This is a genomic window from Bacteroides sp. 3_2_5 (assembly GCF_000159855.2).
Classification (GTDB): domain Bacteria; phylum Bacteroidota; class Bacteroidia; order Bacteroidales; family Bacteroidaceae; genus Bacteroides; species Bacteroides fragilis.
Map to the genome: position 1 here is coordinate 1,414,758 of NZ_JH636044.1, position 19,114 is coordinate 1,433,871.

The 19,114-nt window shown below is 40.2% G+C and carries 21 protein-coding genes and 1 pseudogene; 7 read left to right on the plus strand and 15 right to left on the minus strand.

The features are described 5' to 3' along the window. The first annotated feature begins 4 nt into the window (after positions 1 to 4). Genes BSHG_RS12280 through BSHG_RS12265 form a run of 4 tightly spaced genes read left to right on the plus strand, consistent with a single transcriptional unit; the run spans position 5 to position 4,165 of the window. Positions 5 to 1,666 (plus strand): class I SAM-dependent DNA methyltransferase, encoded by a 1,662-nt coding sequence (locus BSHG_RS12280; RefSeq protein ID WP_005795766.1) that lies wholly within the window; start codon positions 5 to 7, stop codon positions 1,664 to 1,666. Next, entirely contained in the window at positions 1,659 to 2,660 is a 1,002-nt protein-coding gene (locus BSHG_RS12275; protein ID WP_005795764.1) for a virulence RhuM family protein, read from the plus strand. Before BSHG_RS12280 ends, BSHG_RS12275 begins: the two co-directional genes overlap by 8 nt. A 30-nt stretch (positions 2,661 to 2,690) precedes the next feature. Then, positions 2,691 to 2,993 (plus strand): hypothetical protein, encoded by a 303-nt coding sequence (locus BSHG_RS12270; protein WP_005795762.1) that lies wholly within the window; start codon positions 2,691 to 2,693, stop codon positions 2,991 to 2,993. Further along, complete coding sequence (locus BSHG_RS12265; protein WP_005795760.1) at positions 2,990 to 4,165, plus strand: restriction endonuclease subunit S; 1,176 nt, start codon at positions 2,990 to 2,992, stop codon at positions 4,163 to 4,165. Before BSHG_RS12270 ends, BSHG_RS12265 begins: the two co-directional genes overlap by 4 nt. Here the strand turns inward: BSHG_RS12265 and BSHG_RS21685 are convergent. The 10 genes and pseudogenes from BSHG_RS21685 to BSHG_RS12230 form a co-directional block, all read right to left on the minus strand. Then, the gene (locus BSHG_RS21685) at positions 4,089 to 4,697 is read right to left on the minus strand and encodes a restriction endonuclease subunit S (protein WP_005795759.1); all 609 of its coding nucleotides are present in this window, start codon (positions 4,695 to 4,697) and stop codon (positions 4,089 to 4,091) included. The two genes, BSHG_RS12265 and BSHG_RS21685, sit on opposite strands and share 77 nt — an antisense overlap. After that, positions 4,694 to 5,575 carry a DNA damage-inducible protein D gene (gene dinD / locus BSHG_RS12260; protein WP_005795758.1) on the minus strand — a complete coding sequence of 294 codons (882 nt, stop codon included), beginning with the start codon at positions 5,573 to 5,575 and terminating at the stop codon, positions 4,694 to 4,696. The genes BSHG_RS21685 and dinD overlap by 4 nt, the downstream gene beginning before the upstream one ends. Before the next feature lie 69 nt (positions 5,576 to 5,644). Further along, positions 5,645 to 6,637, minus strand: a complete 993-nt coding sequence (gene xerA, locus BSHG_RS23440) for a site-specific tyrosine recombinase/integron integrase (RefSeq protein WP_005799512.1) — start codon at positions 6,635 to 6,637, stop codon at positions 5,645 to 5,647. A gap of 39 nt (positions 6,638 to 6,676) precedes the next feature. Continuing rightward, positions 6,677 to 7,414, minus strand: a pseudogene (locus tag BSHG_RS23445) (restriction endonuclease subunit S); the annotation flags it as partial. A 53-nt stretch (positions 7,415 to 7,467) separates the two neighbouring features. After that, positions 7,468 to 7,866, minus strand: a complete 399-nt coding sequence (locus BSHG_RS12255; protein ID WP_005795756.1) for a hypothetical protein — start codon at positions 7,864 to 7,866, stop codon at positions 7,468 to 7,470. A gap of 35 nt (positions 7,867 to 7,901) precedes the next feature. After that, entirely contained in the window at positions 7,902 to 8,843 is a 942-nt protein-coding gene (locus tag BSHG_RS12250; RefSeq protein ID WP_005795755.1) for a relaxase/mobilization nuclease domain-containing protein, read from the minus strand. Beyond that, the gene (locus tag BSHG_RS12245; RefSeq protein WP_005795754.1) at positions 8,833 to 9,141 is read right to left on the minus strand and encodes a MobC family plasmid mobilization relaxosome protein; all 309 of its coding nucleotides are present in this window, start codon (positions 9,139 to 9,141) and stop codon (positions 8,833 to 8,835) included. Before BSHG_RS12245 ends, BSHG_RS12250 begins: the two co-directional genes overlap by 11 nt. A 137-nt stretch (positions 9,142 to 9,278) precedes the next feature. Continuing rightward, positions 9,279 to 10,358: a DUF6371 domain-containing protein gene (locus tag BSHG_RS12240; RefSeq protein ID WP_005795753.1), complete on the minus strand. Its 1,080-nt coding sequence runs from the start codon at positions 10,356 to 10,358 to the stop codon at positions 9,279 to 9,281. A 77-nt stretch (positions 10,359 to 10,435) separates the two neighbouring features. Continuing rightward, complete coding sequence (locus tag BSHG_RS12235; RefSeq protein ID WP_005795750.1) at positions 10,436 to 11,812, minus strand: DUF3987 domain-containing protein; 1,377 nt, start codon at positions 11,810 to 11,812, stop codon at positions 10,436 to 10,438. 11 nt (positions 11,813 to 11,823) lie between these two features. Next, positions 11,824 to 12,189, minus strand: a complete 366-nt coding sequence (locus BSHG_RS12230; protein ID WP_005795748.1) for a helix-turn-helix domain-containing protein — start codon at positions 12,187 to 12,189, stop codon at positions 11,824 to 11,826. A 182-nt stretch (positions 12,190 to 12,371) separates the two neighbouring features. Between BSHG_RS12230 and BSHG_RS23640 the strand changes: the two genes are divergently transcribed. From BSHG_RS23640 to BSHG_RS12220, 3 genes are all read left to right on the plus strand, one after another. Next, positions 12,372 to 12,506, plus strand: coding sequence for a hypothetical protein (locus BSHG_RS23640; protein ID WP_255343988.1), 135 nt, complete (start codon positions 12,372 to 12,374; stop codon positions 12,504 to 12,506). Between the two features lie 148 nt (positions 12,507 to 12,654). After that, positions 12,655 to 12,870 carry a hypothetical protein gene (locus tag BSHG_RS12225; RefSeq protein ID WP_005795746.1) on the plus strand — a complete coding sequence of 72 codons (216 nt, stop codon included), beginning with the start codon at positions 12,655 to 12,657 and terminating at the stop codon, positions 12,868 to 12,870. Positions 12,871 to 12,895: 25 nt separating this feature from the next. Then, entirely contained in the window at positions 12,896 to 13,753 is an 858-nt protein-coding gene (locus BSHG_RS12220; RefSeq protein WP_005795743.1) for a reverse transcriptase family protein, read from the plus strand. A 30-nt stretch (positions 13,754 to 13,783) separates the two neighbouring features. On the opposite strand, the gene BSHG_RS12215 is transcribed toward BSHG_RS12220, so the two are convergent. From BSHG_RS12215 to mnmE, 5 genes are all read right to left on the minus strand, one after another. Then, positions 13,784 to 14,665 (minus strand): hypothetical protein, encoded by an 882-nt coding sequence (locus BSHG_RS12215; RefSeq protein WP_005795741.1) that lies wholly within the window; start codon positions 14,663 to 14,665, stop codon positions 13,784 to 13,786. 265 nt (positions 14,666 to 14,930) lie between these two features. Further along, positions 14,931 to 15,296 carry a hypothetical protein gene (locus BSHG_RS12210; protein ID WP_005652581.1) on the minus strand — a complete coding sequence of 122 codons (366 nt, stop codon included), beginning with the start codon at positions 15,294 to 15,296 and terminating at the stop codon, positions 14,931 to 14,933. Between the two features lie 9 nt (positions 15,297 to 15,305). Then, positions 15,306 to 16,412: a site-specific integrase gene (locus BSHG_RS12205; protein WP_005795739.1), complete on the minus strand. Its 1,107-nt coding sequence runs from the start codon at positions 16,410 to 16,412 to the stop codon at positions 15,306 to 15,308. Between the two features lie 84 nt (positions 16,413 to 16,496). Continuing rightward, on the minus strand, positions 16,497 to 17,399 hold the full coding sequence (locus BSHG_RS12200) for a helix-turn-helix domain-containing protein (RefSeq protein WP_005795737.1): 903 nt from the start codon (positions 17,397 to 17,399) through the stop codon (positions 16,497 to 16,499). 247 nt (positions 17,400 to 17,646) lie between these two features. Next, positions 17,647 to 19,044 carry a tRNA uridine-5-carboxymethylaminomethyl(34) synthesis GTPase MnmE gene (gene mnmE / locus BSHG_RS12195; RefSeq protein ID WP_008658947.1) on the minus strand — a complete coding sequence of 466 codons (1,398 nt, stop codon included), beginning with the start codon at positions 19,042 to 19,044 and terminating at the stop codon, positions 17,647 to 17,649. Between the last annotated feature and the right edge of the window lie 70 nt (positions 19,045 to 19,114).

The window sequence follows — 19,114 nt, forward strand, 5'->3', positions numbered from 1 at the left end:
GATTATGTCAGATATTAAAGAAAAAACATTAAGGCTCATCGACGGACTTAAAGCCACCTGCCAATCATACGGTATGGGAAACGATGGTAACGAATATAAGATTATCACTCAGGTATTTCTCTATAAGTTCCTGAATGACAAATTCGGTTATGAATTAAAAAATGCGAAAAGTGAGATTGCCAAGAAACTGACCGGGGATGTAAAATGGGAAACAGCATACGAGAATCTTTCTGATGATGAACGTATGCTTATTCAGAGTGCCATCTCTCCAGATGTTCCGATGCTTGAACCTTATCATCTGATAGCCAATCTTTGGAATCAACAGGGAAAAGGGGATTTTGATACTATCTTCGATTCCACTATGACAGATATAGCGGAACAAAATGCAGATATATTTTCCACGCAGACCACAGCCAACACGAAGATTCCATTGTTCGAGGCATTGACACCGTTTGTGACCGATTCGGCACAACGTGCGCCATTCGCCCGTGCTCTGGTGGATAAACTCGTGAATTTCTCCTTTGAAGAAGCGTTTGCACAGAATTACGATTTCTTCTCCAGCATCTTTGAGTATTTGATTAAGGATTATAATACCGCTGGAGGTGGAAAATATGCGGAGTATTATACGCCTCATGCCATAGCAACGATTATGGCTCGTCTGTTAGTGGGGGATAATGTTGATTTGCATAGCATGGAATGTTATGACCCCTCGGCAGGAACAGGTACGCTTCTGATGGCACTTAGTCATCAAATAGGAGAAGAACGCTGTACCATATTTTCGCAAGATATTTCCCAGCGAAGCAACAAAATGTTGAAACTTAATCTGCTACTTAACGGACTTGTGTCTTCGCTTGATAATGCCATTCAAGGCGATACACTTGTAAGCCCTTACCATAAGAGCGATGACGGACAACAGTTACGCCAGTTTGATTTTGTGGTGAGCAATCCTCCTTTCAAGATGGATTTCTCTGATACCAGAGAGAAGATTGCCGCCATGCCAGCCCGTTTTTGGGCAGGAGTTCCAAATGTACCCGCCAAAAAGAAAGAGTCAATGGCTATATATACCTGTTTCATTCAGCACGTTATCAATTCACTGAAAAAGACAGGCAAGGGTGCAATTGTCATTCCGACAGGTTTTATCACGGCCAAAAGTGGCATTGAGAACAAAATTCTTCATAAAATTGTAGATGACAAAGTGGTATTTGGCTGTGTTTCTATGCCAAGCAACGTGTTTGCCAATACAGGTACAAATGTCAGTGTGCTGTTCTTTGACAGGTCTGCAACTGCCGACAAAGTAATTTTGATTGATGCCAGCAAATTGGGCGAGGAATATAAAGATGCTAACGGATTGAAAAAGGTGCGTCTGAACGATGAAGAGATAGAAAAGATTGTCGGCACATTCCAGCGAAAGGAGGCTGTGGAAGATTTTTCTGTGGCTGTCTCTTACGATGAGATAAAGGAAAAGGGATATTCTCTTTCTGCTGGGCAATATTTCGACATCAAGATTGATTATGTAGATATAACGGAAGAAGAGTTTAATTTCCGAATGGCGGACTACAAGCAAATCCTTTCCGAGCAATTTGCAGAGAGCCATCGTTTGGAAGAGGAAATAATGAAACAGTTGGATGCTTTGCAGTTCAACGCAAATGTAGGCAACAATGAGTAACGAGATACAGTTTTTATTATACAGCCTGCCAGATGAACAAGGGAAGGTGCAAGTCGTTATCAAAGACGAAACCATTTGGTGTACGCAAAAGGCTATGGCAGAGCTTTTCGGTATTGATAAATCCGGTATTAGTCGCCACATATCCAATATTTTTAAGGAAGATGAACTTCAGCAAGACACGACAGTTGCAAAAATTGCAACCGTCGTAAATAGAGGTATCAGAGGGGAGGTTGAAGAACTGGTTGACTTTTATAATTTGGATATGATTATTGCAGTGGGTTATCGTGTTTCTTCGCCTAAAGCAACCAAGTTTCGCCAATGGGCAACCAAGATTCTCAATGAGTACATCAAGAAAGGATTTGTACTTGACGATGAGCGTTTGAAGCAAGGCACGGCTGTATTCGGGAAAGACTATTTCCGTGAATTACTGGAAAGAGTACGCTCTATCCGTGCCAGTGAACGCCGTATTTGGCAGCAAATTACTGATATATATGCAGAATGTAGTGTTGACTATGACAAGAACTCGCCCACAACACGTGATTTCTATGCTATGATACAGAACCGTTTTCATTATGCCATTACAGGACAGACAGCTGCCGAAATTATCTACACAAAGGCAGACCATCGCAAAGAACACATGGGTTTGACCACATGGAAGAATGCTCCCGATGGACGTATATTGAAGTCTGATGTATCAATAGCCAAGAACTATTTGCAGGAAAAGGAAATCCGCCAGTTGGAACGTGCTGTAACAGGTTTCTTTGATTATATAGAAGACCTTATCGAGCGTGAGAATACATTCAATATGTCCCAATTTTCTGAAAGTGTCAATGAATTCCTCACATTCCGCCGTTATCAGATTTTACCGGACAAAGGGCGTATTTCTGCCTCGCAAGCCAAAGCAAAGGCAGAAAGCGAATATGATATTTTTAATAAGACACAGCGGATAGATTCTGACTTTGACAAACAGGTTAGGGGTATATTGGATAAGTAATTATTGTGGTGTAAAGTAATATGGATTTGAATGATTGATTACGATAAAATAAATGAATATATAGCCACTATGATTTCAAAGTCAGGTGGATGTGCGCAGTTAACAGGTGTGGCTTTCAATGATTTATTTGGAGCAGGAAATCTGGTTATATCGGAAAAGGATTTGCATGATGGCTTTGAGTATATAATTGCTCGTCATAAAAAGGAAATAGAAGAGAACCGTTATGCTACCACTGAACAAAAAGAAGTGGAAAAGAATATTCGAGAGCTTATTCTGAAATCCATTGAAGAACAAATCAATGTGTATCTTAAAAGCCAAAATAGATTATTATGAAACTTACGAGATATAAATTGGGAGAAATTCTTGAGTTGCAGAGAGGATATGATTTGCCCTCTTCTCAAATGAAAAAAGGAGATATCCTTGTTGCTGGTTCTAATGGTGTTATTGGTTATCATAACGAAGCTCGTAGTAATCATCCTTGTATTACAGTAGGGCGAAGTGGCAGTGTGGGAAAAGTTCATTATTATGAACAGGCAACATGGGCGCATAATACTGCTTTGTTTGTGAAAGATTTCAAAGGAAATGACCCTAAGTATTTATATTACTTCCTTAAGAATTTACATTTAGATAAGATGTTTGATAAAGGAAGTAGTGTTGTCCCTTCACTTGATAGGAAAGTTGTTCATTCTTTGAATGTTCCATGTCATAAAGACATAGATTGTCAAAAACGTATTGCTGCAATATTATCAAAAATAGACCGCAAAATAGAACTTAATTGTGCGATAAATCAGAATTTAGAGGCAATGGCGAAACAACTCTACGATTACTGGTTTGTGCAGTTTGACTTTCCGAATGAGGAGGGTAAGCCTTATAAATCAAGTGGAGGGAATATGGTTTGGAATGAAAAACTGAAACGAAATATACCAATAGGATGGAATAATGGCACACTTATAGACATCGCCAATATAACAATGGGGCAATCACCAGACGGTACCAGTTACAATGAAATAGGGGAAGGGGTGCTCTTTTATCAAGGAAGTACAGATTTTGGGATGAGATTCCCATCAGTCAGACAATATACAACGGCACCATCTCGATTTGCAAAGAAAGGTGACATACTAATGAGTGTGCGAGCACCTGTTGGCGCCGTTAATATAGCAAACAATGACTGCTGTATTGGACGAGGTTTATCAGCACTTAATTCAAAAATAGGTTCTACAACGCACTTGTATTATATACTCAATGATTTGAGAATTGCATTTGATCAAAGGAATGCTGCTGGTACAACATTTGGCTCTATTACTAAAGAAGATCTATACAACCTACCAATTGTTATTCCCGCAAAAGAGGTTATAAGTGCTTTTGACAAGATTTGCTCACCTATGTTTGATAGACAAATGCTTTTAGGTGAAGAGATTGATACTTTGATTAAGCAGCGAGACGAACTTCTCCCACTTCTGCTGAATGGTCAAGTGTTGGTAAATTCTGATTTATCTGACGATTGATAGCGATTTTCCTCTCTAAACCTTGGAGAATAGCTACAATATTGTTTTGGATGCTTTCACTAATATCTTCAATTGGTATAGCAGCAAAGGCTGCATCCAATTGGAGATTTTTTATACCGGATGTTTTGCCTTCGAAATTAAAAAACGCCCCAAGATTATAGATAAACTGAAGATAATAGTAGACATAGAGGGGAATCCAACCTTTCTTTACTCGAAAGGCAGTACAAAAATTGGAGCATATAACAGCCCCGGCATGGTCAAGTAGCTCTTGTGATACCAAAGATACACGCCCTGTGGATTGAGTTGGGCTACCACCTGACTTTTCAATGATAATGTCTCCTACTTGAAGACATTTTCTTGCATATGCTTGTTGGTTAATATAGCGGACTGGAATTGCCGAGAAATCATATTCTGATATTGGAATAATATCAGCCCCACGTACACAAGTTACCGCACAAGGTGTTTCTTTAGAGTAAGTTTCCTCGCCCCAATCTCCAGCAATGAATACTTCTATAATGTCAATTAATTTCATTTGTTGTCTTCAGGTTTAAGTTTAGGGAGTTTTGAAGAAGACTTCTCAATTTTCTTTTCATTGGAAGCAACGCGTCGTTCTACCTTCTTGATGTCCTCAGCTGCTGGCAGTTCTTCCGGGCGTATGCCTCGCTGACCGAGCATTTGTCGGATGCTGCGGTTGTTGTCCATATGTTCGGTAGTTATACTATGCTCACCATAAAGGTCTTTTTGTTCGACATTGTAATTTGTCATTTCTGTGGCAAGGTTTTTTGCTGCAATTGTAAGAGTTGGAAGAAAATCTGCTAATGGGCGTGTCGATTTAATGCCAAGCCGGTTCTTCATATCTTCTGTTGTATGCCCACCGAATAACACACCATCACCTTTAGAACGAATGCGTCCAAAACCTTTATCATCCACTCCGCGCTCATAAATATTACGTGATAATTGTTTTTCGGAAGAACGCAAACGATCTCTCGTTTCAAGTCGCGACAATTGTTCTATATGCTCCGCAATAAGTTCTGCGCGTCGAGTTTGTACGGCAAAATAACCTTGTGCAAAAGCTATTTCTTCTTTCTTGGGGTCGCCATTCTGTGCGACAAGATAGCACGCATAACGAGTCAGCATGAAATCTTGTATTTCACGCTTAGCTCCGCTACCCAAAGTAACCATTTTCGTGACCTCACGAAAATGGTCGTCGATGTTGATATTCTGTGTTTTACATGATTCAACAGCGCGAGTCAATGCTACTTGAAAATTCTCCCATCTTGCATATCCCAATATAATCTGCAACTCTCTCGCAAACCATACTTCTACTTTATCCGCTCCATTATCGTCTTCGATATAATGGCAAATGTCATCAAACGATTGCTTATGTTTATTGATTCTCTGCAAGTCCATAGTGCTTTTATTAGCGTTCCATATTAGATTGCAAAAGTACAAATTTTAAAGCAGAAATCAGCACGGTTATTATCCCAAATATTTCTTATGCGCCAACTTTACATTATTTTGGTTCACAATGGCATAGTGCAGTGTTGTGTCAATGCGTACATGACCAAGTAGTCGCTGCACCTGTTCGATGGGCATACCTTTGTCGATAGCCATTGTTGCAAGGGTACGACGGAACTTGTGAGGATGGACTTTGGGCATAGAAAGTGTGTGTCCTAATTTTCGGATTCTCACTTCTACACCACTGATTGTAAGGCGTGTGTGAGGAGAATGGAGTGAGACGAATAAAGCAGGATTGTCGTCAGTACGCCCATTGAGGTATTGTTGCAAATGTAGTTTTGTACGGGCGTTGAAGTAAACTACACGCTCTTTGTTACCTTTTCCGAATACCACGCATTGACGCTCATGGAAATCTATATCCTCACGGTTCAGTTTAACCAACTCACCCACACGGATGCCCGTGGATGAAAGAAAGTCTATAATAGCAAGGTCTCGTTTGGTCGTGCAACTATCTCGAAGTTGCTCCAACTGTTCGTCAGAAAGCACCTCTTTTACAAGTGAATCTGTCTTAACTTTGTGAATGCGTCTTACCGGGCTTTTAGCGATATAATCTTCATCTTCCAACCATGCAAAGAAGCTGGAAAAGATGCGTCGCATATTGTCAATGGTCACTTTGCTCGATTGGTGTTCTTCTTGATAATTGGATAGATAAGTACGAATATCTGTTGTCGTGATGTGACAAATTGCCAATGAAAGCGAGACTAACAACCGTTCAATGGTATTACGGTAGTAAGTTAATGTCTTTTCTGAACATCCCTCTATCTTTTTGGCTGATATAAAAGAGTTCAGAAGATGTTCATTCTCCTGCGTTTGCAGTGTGGCACAATCGCTCTTTTCAATGATTTCTACATTATGCAGTTCTGATGTAAGCACAGCTTTAAGCCGTGCCATTTGTCGGCAATCTAAGTCACGCTGCATTTCCGCAACTATCGCCTGAATAATGTTCTCTTTCATAATTCTGATATTTATGTCTTTATATATAATATAAGAGACTGCTAAATCAGAATTTACCGACACTTGACCATTCATCAGAAGTGGGAGAAGTTCGTCTCGCTGCTTAGTCAAGGAATCTATTTGTTGGTAGTTATTTACAATCGTTTGGTAAATGCTTCCAATCTTTTCATCAAATAGTTTCAGAATATTTCTTGTTGGTATGGGCAATAAGATATTCTTGATTGTATCTTGAGAAATATTATCCCTTGCAGAACCCGTACTGAGTGTAATGAAATGGCTATACAATGATGATATATGGAAGTACACATAGTATAACATATTTTCTATTGTAGGGATAACGCCACAAACGGCTTGATTAGAACAAGCCTCGAATGTAAGCAAGCTAACTTTACCTGCTGTTGCGCCATACATTGCGACCAATATACTGTTGCTTGGATATAACTTTGCACTTGAGTTTTCTAATCCACATTTTGTAATATAATTGGTAGTCTTAGTGATTATAGGACTATTCAGTTCCCCACTGTTTATCCAAGCTATTTCTCCATTATCGTAGTATTCTATATTTGTTGATTTGGGTGTACCTCCTGAATATGTGGTAGCAATATCTTTTATTAAAGATATATCCCATCCTTCGGGAATTTCTCGCTTCAACTTCTCATTCCAAACCATCTTACCTCCACTAGATTTATACGGTTTCCCCTCCTCATTCGGGAAATCAAACTGTACAAACCAATAATCATAAAGCTGCTTTGCCATCGCCTCTAAATTCTGATTTATCGGTATATAAGAAAAGGAGAGGAAAAATCCCCTCCTTAACTCTAAACCATGTCTCAGACATTCAAATCCTTCAGTGCAAGTGCATAATTGGGATAAAAACCGTCCATTATACACTTTAAACCAAGTGTCTGATAATACTTGTAGTCATCATCTTCGGTGCAGAGGTATTTGTAACCGTAGCGTGGCATGTACTCCTTGAAGAACCGAGCCAAGTCTTTCAGGCTTTCTTCTTGGTTCTTTTTGAAATTACTGCGCACAATGATGATAGACCAGTCGGGAAAGTTGCCTCTTCCACAGCTATACTCCCAGAAGCGGATATAGCAGTCCAAATCACGTTCACGAATGTCCACACAAAAGCCGTTGGCATGGGACATCACGCTACAGCTTTCTCTGTAGCCAAATTTCTCACACAAGTAGAGATTGAAATCAAGAATTAAATCTTTTTGTACCATAAATAATTGGGTTTTAAAAATTAATAAATAGAGAATTATAAATGAAAGCCTCGCTTACGCTTAGCCTTTTTCTTTTTCATTAGGCGATTGAACTCTGCTTCTTCTGCGGCAGTGGCATCGTAGGATGAGCTACCGTTTAGCAAACCGAGACTGATGCCAAAGCTATCATCGGAATGGGAAACGCTTTGCTGTACCTCTTCTTTTTGTTGTTTGGATTCCTGTTTGGCAGACTCCAACAAAGATGCACAAGCATTCTCTTCCAGTCGGTTGTCGATATTCAAGTAGCTGAACTCTCGACCTACTTTTGAGCCGGAGAAAGAAAAGCCGTTATGTTCAAACTTGACACCTTGTATTTCCCGTGTAGTCCGGCTGACTTTGAATTTCATATCAATCTCCCGGTCGGCAAGCGCATCTTTCAAATCATCCCAACTATGAGCTGTGGGCAGTTCTTTTTTCAATGCCTTGTATATCTCGTACTTTGCCTTATCGTATGGGCGCAAGCGTTCCTCTTTGATATGGTCTTTACCATTGGCAAAGTGCAAGCGATATTTGGCGGTCAGCATTTTGCAGACTTTCTCATTCTTACGGAAGTCATTCTTGTCGCTAATTGTTTTACCGTCATTGTCCACCCGGTTGAATACGATATGGCAATGCGGATGCTCACGGTCGATATGTCGGGCAATGATGTATTGCGTATTTTCAATACCCATCAGCTTCATATAGTCGTGCGCTATGTTTAGCATCAGAACATCATCAGACTTTAGCCTTGCACTGTCTTCTGGTGAAAAGTTGAGCGAAGTGTGTCCGACAATATTCTTTACCTTGTCATTGAGTAATGCCTGTAATTCAAATTGCTCTGCTATTTGTTCGGGTGTACCTTCTACTCCGGCCGCTTCTAATAGCTTGGATTTTTCCTCTTTGAGGACATAGCGGACACAACCACCGAACGATGTTCCTTTAGTCTGTTTACCTATCATTTTTCAGTTGTTTTATAAGTTGATTAATATGCTGAGCCATTTCCTCGCATCTATCCGCAACGGCAAAGAAACCGTAGGTGTTCGCTTGTCTTGCCAACTGGTTAAGATTGGTACTTTCACCAATCAGTTGCCGGATGATGTGAATATGCTCTTGCGTGATTCTTTCACGTACCGAACCGTTCTCGATGAGCGAACGGATGACTTCACTTTGAGTCTGCTTGCTCCGTCTGCAAAGCGCACCAAGCCATGCGTGTTGCTGATATGACAGACGGATTGTTATTGTATATTTCTTTTCCATTTGAATTTGTTTTAGTGAATAATTTGTGACCATCGGGAGCTGCCTCCTCAGACTTTTTGAGGAGCAAGTGGTCGGGAAATGTAATACACCGACATTAACTTGCTACAGTAAAAAAGTCTCAATTTCTCTCTCTGAGTTCAAAGTCTGAATCCTCGTTTCTTAGGTGGTGAAACCTTCGGTTGTGGAGTGCCTTGTTGTATGCTAATGAGTTTCAAATCGAATGTTTTTATCAGTATTTTCAAGGCAGGATTCATCATTATCATCTGTTGGAGGATAGCTTCATCAGGCTTCACTTTGAGCAGATAATCGGCTATGTCGTACCCCTCTTTTCGCTCGTTTTCGGTGGCGTTGGCTTCCAGATAATCGAACATCTGCACCTTAATTCCGTAGCTTTTCATCAGACCGATTTTGCTCTGCCAATAGTCTGTCGCTCCTAAATCGGGAAATAATACAACGCTTCTTCCAGCCAGAACGGATAGGCTGTTGGCATTGAAGCAACCGTTCTTTCCACCGGATGCTATCCATAGGAATTGCGGTAGATAGTAGGAAGCAATGAGTGTCGTTTTCTCACTTTCGACCAGTGCAACAGGACGGCTTTTGTCTTCAGGAAGCAAATGCTCACCGAAGAAGCATTGCTTCAGATTATAATCGCCCTTGTGCAGTACGGAGTGTACCCATGTGACATGATTGTATGGCTCTTTTATCCGCTTGCCAGTTTCGGAATTGTAAAGCATTATCTTACCCGTGCGGACTTTATTTTGGTTATCCGTCTGCCAGAATACAGTTGCACCGTCCCAATACTTGGATGTACCAACCTTGTATCTCTTCATGAGCTTTAATGTTTCTGTTTCTCCGAACTGAGCCGATAGAAATTGAAACAACTTGTTTGCAGGATAGCCACGCAATGATTGATTGACTATATCCAAATCAATGTAGGAAGTGGCTATGGGTTTTGCTTCCTTAATAGGGGCATAGCTCCTGAAACTATTCTCTGCGAACTTTTCTTTCTCAGACGGGTTCTGCTCAAAGTAATCACGAGGCGTGAAGTGATAACCACATTTCTGCTCATGGTCACAACGCCCCACGTATTCTGGGAACTTGATTTGCTTCTCCGTATCGATGTACTTTGAAAAGCATCTTTGACGGTGGCAGTTCGGACAAGTATGCCGAGTGCTGACACCTTTGTAGGGTTCTAATATGAATCTATGTGTACTCATTGTATGTTTCTTTTTGGTGTGTCACTTTTGTCGTTATTGTCGTTTTCGTTTGGAAAGTGTCAAAACTGACAAAAATGTCACGGGTTAATCTTTGAATATTCTCCATGCTTCTCTTTGCGGAACAATGTTCCGATGTTATCATTGAGAAAGCGTTGAAATGTGCGTTCCTTCATTCCATTTTGCTCGGCTATCTGTATAGCTTGGGCAGTTGTAAAGGATGGAGGAAGTAGATTGACTATCGCCTGTTGTTGGCTGTTGAGCATGTTCTCATTGAGTATATTTTGAACGCTCAATGCGGATTCCTTGAAATACTCCGTCAGTTTAATGGCTCGTTCTACCGTCAACAGGTCGATATATGTTTTACCACACTCTCCGCAAGTCCATCGTGCTAATTGGATAATCAGGCAGAAACGGATGATGTATATCTCCAGCTTGCAATAGATACTCACAATGGTGTCATTTGTCTCTTGGTCGCACAATTCTGAGAAGTGGTGCTGCCATTCGTAAAGCCGTCTCTTGGCATCCTCCGTGAAAAGAAGAATCTGCGGTTCTATCTCTCCAAACTCATTGAGGGCATACTCTTGTTGTATCAGTTTGTCAATAATGGCATTCCATTCTTGTTCAATGTTCTCCGGCAGCTCCTTGTCATTCCAACGTGCCTTCTGTTGCAGGTTTGGCATCACGAACAGAATGCGGTCGATGAATCCGTTACTGGAACGTTCCCCCTTTGCCAATTCACTAAGAATCTTCTTTTGGATAGTGCCAATAACCGAAATATACGGTCGCTTGATGAAGATGGAACTCTTGGCGTTCTTGCGGTCGGATATAGTGGTCTTGGCACTGAACACTGACAACCAAAACTGTTCTTCCGAACCGTTGTTGTAACGGTTGAAGTTCTTGAACCAAGCGGATAATTCATCAGCCCACAAGCATAAACCACGTTTGTTCTGCGCATGAATGAGGCTCAATCCTTCAGGTGTTACATCCGAAATCAAGAAGCGTTTACGGACTGGTTCCTGTGGAAATTGCTCTTCACCGCTTTCTGTTCGTTCTTTGCGGCTCATACTCATCAGTTCATCATACTTGGTAAGAGCCTTTTCAAAGACTTGATTCTGCTGATAGTCATAATCAAGAAACGGTTTCATCGCAAAGCTAAGCGGATGGCTTTTGTTCGCTCCCGGTCTTCCTATCAATGCCATATACAGGATAGGGCTTTCTATCCAGCCTTGCTTGATTTGGGCAAGGTGCGTGTTGCCGATGCCCACCGCTATTGCCGTAAGGATAGCAGCGGCAATGTAGTCAGTAGGGTAGTTATGGCATTTGTGAACTTCACTGATGATGCGTTGGATTTTTGTCGGGAATATGCTGACCGGAAAATCAGTACCAGCCAATCGCATACTTAAATCAACCGTTTCGTCAATGATGGACGCCGGATTAATAGAAGATGTATCCATAGCTATATCCATTAAAATTTCACTGACGATTTGGGCTTATGACGGACACCGCCTTGCATATTGGCAAGCATTTCTTCGTATGTTTGTTCGGAAGTCTTTCTACGCCCGTTCTCAATCCAAGCCAGAAGTTCGTCCTCGTAGAAATAGAGCTTCTTACCTTTCTTATAGGCAGGAAGCAGCCCCTTGCGTACCAAAGTATAAATGGTAGGCTTGGCTTTTCTGATGATACGGCAAGCATCCTCAATTTCAACCAACACGTGTTTGTCTGATGCAGGTGGTTGAAGTTCCGACACCATTCTTTTCAACTCAATGATCTGTTCGGTCAGATAACCCACCGCTTCGGGCAGTTTATCAAATGTTACTGTTTCTTTTTGCATACGTCGCTCGTTTTTAATTGTTCGACGGCAAAGGAAACAGGTGTTTCAATGGTGGAATCATTCACCAAAATATAACTGATGAATAACTTTTTGATGTAGTTGGTAGAACAATTGCGAAGATTTGTATATCTTTGCGGCGTATTAGTTCTTTGATAGACTGAGAAGGCTTTGGAGACTAAATTATGCTAAAACCTAAAGCGAGCAATCGCACCAAGTCATTGGTAAAATGGGGCGGATATAGTTTTGAAGTATGGCAGAATGGAGATAAGAACATCTCATATAGTTCGTTCATTATTTCCGATTGTCGATATATGTAAGATTCGTATCTACTTCATTATTTTGTGTCCATTTTTTAGGCACGTGAAAATAGAGAGTACAATGGAAGACAATGTCTAAGCATATTTTAGTTAGGTCATATTGATTTTAGGCACGTGGCAATATTGCCCGAACTAAAATTAAATGCTTATGACTAAAAAAAAGAAGAAGCCTTCAAAGAGAGGGAAGAAGGCTAACAAAAATTCCCTCCATTGTTCTCCAATGATTGTAACACAGGAGAAGAAGATAAAAAATTTGGCAAAATGGATTAAAGCCATTGCTGAATTTATAAAGGCATTGATTCAATTATCAAATGCAATGAAGCCTTTGATAGAATGGTGCAAATCTTTTTTTGAATTGTTATAATCAACTCTCTAATTTCTTTTTTTTGATGATAACAAGCGAAAAATATTTACTATATATACTGGGTGTTAATAAGGAACAGTTGGATTACTTGTTGACACATATAGAAGATTATTATTATTCTTTTGAAAGAGTAAAATTTAATAAGTTTACTGACAAACCAAAGAAGAATAGTAGTGGAGAAATTGCCACTAGACAAATAAACTCGTCTAAAGGAAAACTAAAAGAGGTTCAAACGCGTCTTTATGATTTTATGTCAAAGCAAGTTGAAATTCCTCAATATGTTTATGGTGGTGTTCTGAGGAAAAATAATGTGCGTAATGCTCGTCTTCATCAAGGAAATAAATATATATTTACGACAGACTTGAAGTCATTTTTTCCATCAATTTCTCATAAGCAAGTTTTTCAAATGTTTCTTCGAGAGGGCTGTACGCCTGCTATAGCAAGAATATTAACTAAACTAACTACTCATAAATATCAAGTTCCGCAAGGTATTCCAACCTCAACTTTAATTGCTAATTTGGTATTTAAACCCATAGGCATGGAAATTGACCAGTTAGCAAAGGAGCATCATATTAAATTTTCAATGTTTGTTGACGATATAACTTTATCATCTAAAGTTGATTTTAAAAATCTAGTACCTCAGTTCCTTGCAATCATTAAAAAGTCTGGATTCAGAATCAGTCACAAAAAGACACATTATCAAACTAAAAATCCTATTATAACAGGTGTAATATGCCAAAACAACCGACTTCTTGCTCCTTTGGGTTATAAAAAAAAGATAGCAATACTATCCAAGCAACTCTCAACGCACGAATCTATAAAGAATAAGCTACAAGGAATAAAAGCGTATTTGTCAATAATTGAAAAATCAAGTTCGCTTTGACTATTTATGTTGTCATTATATGTGGTGATTTTATGCTATTCTCCTATCCAATTTAATCTTGCATACGGATTCCGTGTGCGACATTTTACGTTCAATGGTAGATATTTCCGAATCACTGAGGGTATGGGCAAATACCCTCTTTATAAATGTGGCAGTCTGTAAACGTGGTTTGCCGAATGCCTTACCGATATTCCATCCAAAGTGCATAATGTCGATGGTCTTTAATTGAGAATCTACCTTTATAGGTTCGACTTTAGGCAAAGAATCTGATAAGTAGTATTCTGTAACATATCCACATAAGCGATTAAGGTCAGTTTCGTTAAGATAGAGAACCAAAGTTTGTTTTATATATGTGAGAACTTTATCTAATTTTTTTTGCGATGCTCGTTCTTTTTCAGCCATAGCGGTAGCGTGGTATATCTCATATTCTGTTGGCTGGCTGGATTCTTCTATGGGAGTATTATTGATAATAGAAGATGTGGCTTCATTCTTTGGAAGCTCTGTACTGTCTTCATTGGATTCTGAAAGCGAGAGAGTAGAAACTTCTTCTGTGGTGTCAGATGGAGTTTCATTTTCGATTTCAGATTCTGAAACGATAGATTCTATATCTGCTGCACTTTCAATAACTTCATGATGTTCTATTGGAATTTCAGCTACCACCGTTTTGTTGCGATAGCTCTCAAATCTCATAAAGCATCTTTCTATTGTTGGGGAAAGGAGTTGTCTGAATGCTATTTGCAGATTGAGATAGATTGCTCCAATGACAATAGAGCATACTACAAGAATAAGGTAGCTGCTGAACTCGTCCCAACCATAGTGAAGTACGGTCTGACGGGCTAAAACACCAATGATTGCGATTGTACCAAAAACAATCAGATGCAATGTTATATGTTCTATCTTTCTCTGTTCCATAGTGAGATGTATTAATCGTTTGTGTGCAAATATATAGGATTAATTTTTGAGAAAATCCATAGTTTTGCTTGTTAATGGGCTTTTGACGATATATTTCATCACTTTTCACCACGTTACACTCCTAATAATAAGCGTATTGCAAATTTCTTGTTTTTGAATGAAAATAGTTGGGTAAATAGACTTGTGTATCTTAAAAACAGAAATTATCTGCATCATTTGGGGTGAAACAATGCAGATAATCAATAGGGTATAGAGATATAGCTTATTAGCAATACAATGTATGGTTTGTACCCTTGTTGAGATATAAAAGGATGTTGTAATCTTGATTATGAGCGACTTTGTTTATTAGCCATTCTCTGAATACTATGGAATGTCCGGTGTCTATTTGATAAGATAAGGCTACAACCATATCGAGATTATACACATCGGCATTGTTCCCATTCTCCAATTTGATGTACTTACAAACTTCGTGGCTCTTCAAAATATTGGTTTTCAAGATTCTCTTGATTGCTGCATGGATAGCTCCAGCCGTTGTATAAAACAAGTCTGCAAGTTCCCAAGTGGTCATCCATACTTCGCCATCAGAAATATGGATGCCTAGCCCTTTGTTGGTTATGATTCCTCGTTTCATAGTTACAATTTACTTGAGTGATATTTTATTGGCTGTTTCTCGCTTCTTGGAATTGACCAAATCGGCATATATTTGAGTTGTGGACACGTTCTTATGCGTTAGCATCTTTGATACTGTGTAAATATCTGTACCTAAGGATATTTGTATGACGGCATACGAGTGACGAAATCCGTGGAAGGTTATCGGTTTCGTTATTCCTGCCTTTTTGAGCCAGCTTTTCAGTGGGTAATTAATCATACTTCGCTTCAAATCCTTGAAAACCTTGCCTGTTCCGGGTGTGCCGCATAGTTCGTAGGCTTCGTAACTGATGGGGAGTGTCGCTTCCGTCTGGGTTTTCTGTGTTCTGATACGTAAACAATAGCCTTGGTCGGGGGCGATAGTGAAGTCTTCCCATTGCAGGTTTAGAATATCACTGATGCGTAAACCTGTCAGACAAGCAAACAAAGAGGCTGCTTTCAATACGGGGATGTCGCAAGGAGTGGCTGCGAGTTGCTTCACTTCGTTCAGAGTCAGATACTCTTTCTTCACATCTTGTGGCTCAATCTTATCAAGATAGTCATTGATGTTCTCACGAAACCATTTGTCCCGATAGGCAATCTTCAATAATCCTCTGAAAGTAGAGTAGTAGCCGGATGCCGAATTGAGGGACATGGGTCGGTTGCTATGTTTGAGTTGCTTGGCATTCAGCAAGTATTCACGGAATTTTTTGCATAAGTCTACATTTACATCGCCAAAGGTACATTGTCCCTTGACGAAGTTGTAGAAATGCTGATAGACGAATTGCCATTTCTGGTCTTTGTTCCGACACATCTTCTTGAAATAGGCGAGGAAATCGGCTTTTTGCTTGGTCTTATCCAAGAAACCAAATTCTTCATTGATGAGTGATTGTACCCGGATGCAACGGATAGCCTCTGCCTTGTTCAACATATCGTTGTTGAACTCCCGTTCCATTTCGTTTTTGGGGTGGGCATAGATGTAGATACCGAGGTATTCCCTGCGGCTCATCTGCATCGTTTCGGGGTTACGGACTGCCGGATAATAATCCAGATACAAGGAAATACGATTATTCCTAATCGCTCTTTGTCGAACTGTTACTTTTGTACACGTGTGTGACATACTGTTTAATATTTAGAGTTTTACATTTGTTTGGTGCAAAGGAATAGAGTGATTCAATGGTGGGTACATTCACCGATAAATAACTTATTCAATCTTTGGGGCGGCAAGTAGTTTATCCAATTCAAGTTTGGAGATAAGCGTGTATTTGCCTTTCTTGACCTTGTGGATATTATGGTACTTCGCATAATGATAGAGCTGGTCACGAGTAAGATTGAACTTTTCCATTGCTTCGGCCACCGTATAATATTGTGGTTCTTCGGGTGCTGCAATGCCCTTAGCTATATCTACATGCTTCTTGGAATAGTACACTATGATTCCCTCTTTCTTCTTCGGAATGGCATTCTTAGAAGCGAAACAGTAGATGGCGGATAAGGTCATACTGAATTTTTCCTGCATTTCCTGTGTGCTATACCATTCGGTAATGTCAGGATTTGGGGCTTTCTTGGCAAAGTAAGCGTCCATGTGCTTCTTGCTCCAGTAGGTCTTGCCACGATTGAAAGTTCGAGGGATATTGTTCTTCTTGGCTACCACAAATATCCATGACTCGTTTACATGGTATTTCTCTTTCACTTCTGCTGTGGTGTAGAAGTCGGTGATAGGGGCTTTTTCTTTTAACTGTTTGTTCTCTGTTTCTGGAACAATAAAGTCTGTCATATCTTCTATGTCAGCTCTACGAACAAGGGTTTTTCTTTCAAATCGGATTACCTTGATTACTCCATTGCGGATATAGCGATATATAGAAGTACGCCCAATGTTTAATAACACGGCTACTTCTGACGGAGTAAGATACTCCTTGTTCAAATTAGGAGGTGTCTTTATGATTTTCCCTAATTCGTGTTGCAAACTTTCAATACGCTGTTTCCTAACCCTGTCTTTATAGGCAAGGTTGACACATCGGTGAGAACAATACTCCGTGGTGCTCTTATGGGCTGTGAAAACAGCATTGCACCACTTACATCTTTTCTGAATGTCGATTTTACTACTCATTATTTATCCGTTTATTTCGCCAAATCTGTTTCATCGCGTACCACCACGTACCATGACGTACCAGTGTGTCCACGACCTTTCCGACCTAAAATCGGAGAGTAACAAGCGAGCAACAAATACGGTACAAAAATGAGCTGAAAAAGCCCTATAAACGATAATCATCGCTTATAAGGCTAAAAAGAAAGGCGTTCAAAATGAACGCCTTAATAATCATTGATGATATATACTAATCGTTGGTAATCACCACTTACTTGCCGATGCAGAAATGCGCAAATATATTTTGCAGCACCATATCATTTGTCACTTCCCCTGCTATATCGGATAAATGGAAAATACATTCGCGTATGTCTTGTGACAGAAAATCTCCGGAGATATTTACGTCCAATCCTTCTTGTACCCGGTGAATTGCATCCAGCGCACGTGTTAGTGCTTCGTAATGGCGGATGTTTGTTACAATGACATCATTCTGGGTGACTGTTGGTAAATGAGCGGCTGCTACGAGTCTCTGTTGGAGTTCATCCGTGTGCAAACGTTGTTTCGCAGAAATAAAAATAGATTCTATTTCCGAACCTATATGCTCAGAAAATTGTGAGGCAAGTTCGTTTTTCTGAGTTTCATTTATCAGTTCTACCTTATTAAAGACTAAAATCAATTGTTTGTGTTCACAACGAGGAAGAATCTTATCGGAGAGCAGTGTTAACTGTGAAATTGCGTCAGCCGAATCAATCATCCACAGTACAATCTCTGCCTGATCGAGTTTTTGAAAAGTCCGTTCGATACCCAGGCTTTCTATCGTATCACTGGTCTCCCGGATACCGGCTGTATCGATAAAACGGAAAGTGATACCACCTATATTCACAGTATCCTCGATGACATCCCGTGTAGTGCCGTGAATATCGCTTACAATAGCCTTGTCTTCATTCAGCAGGACATTCAGTAGAGTTGATTTTCCTGCATTGGTTTCTCCGATAATAGCTACCGGTACACCATTTTTTATGACATTCCCTACACTGAACGAATTGGCCAGACGTGCAATGACTTCTTCTATCTCGTCAGCCAGTCGGCGTAGGGCGGAACGGTCCGCAAACTCTACATCTTCTTCACTGAAGTCCAGCTCCAGTTCAATCATTGAAGTGAAGTTCAGCAGTTTCTCACGTAGAGTTGTCAATTCTTTGCTAAAGCCACCTCGCATTTGACTCAAGGCAAGACGGTGGGTAGCAGCAGAGGAAGAGGCAATCAGGTCGGCAACGGCTTCGGCCTGACTTAAATCCATTTTACCATTAAGAAACGCTCGTTGAGTATATTCTCCCGGTTGCGCCATGCGACACCCGTTCTTAATCAGTAGTTGCATCACTTGTTGTAAAATATAAGATGATCCGTGACAGGTGATTTCAGTGCTGTCTTCCCCTGTATAAGAGTGTGGAGCCCGGAAGAGACTGACAAGAACTTCATCTATCATTTCTTCTCCGTTATAAATTCGGCCGAAAGTAAGCGTATAAGGTTTCTGTTCACTCAGCAGCTTTCCGGATTTGGCCGGGGTAAAAATACGGCTGGTGATGGTAATAGCTTCAGGACCGGAAACACGAATGCTTCCGATGGCTCCTCCTTGAGCGGTTGCTATGGCGCAAATTGTGTCTTGATTCATTATCTAATTCATTTTGAGAGGCAAAGATAGAGCTTTCTTGGTAAAAAACAGAGCAAACAGATAGAAGTTA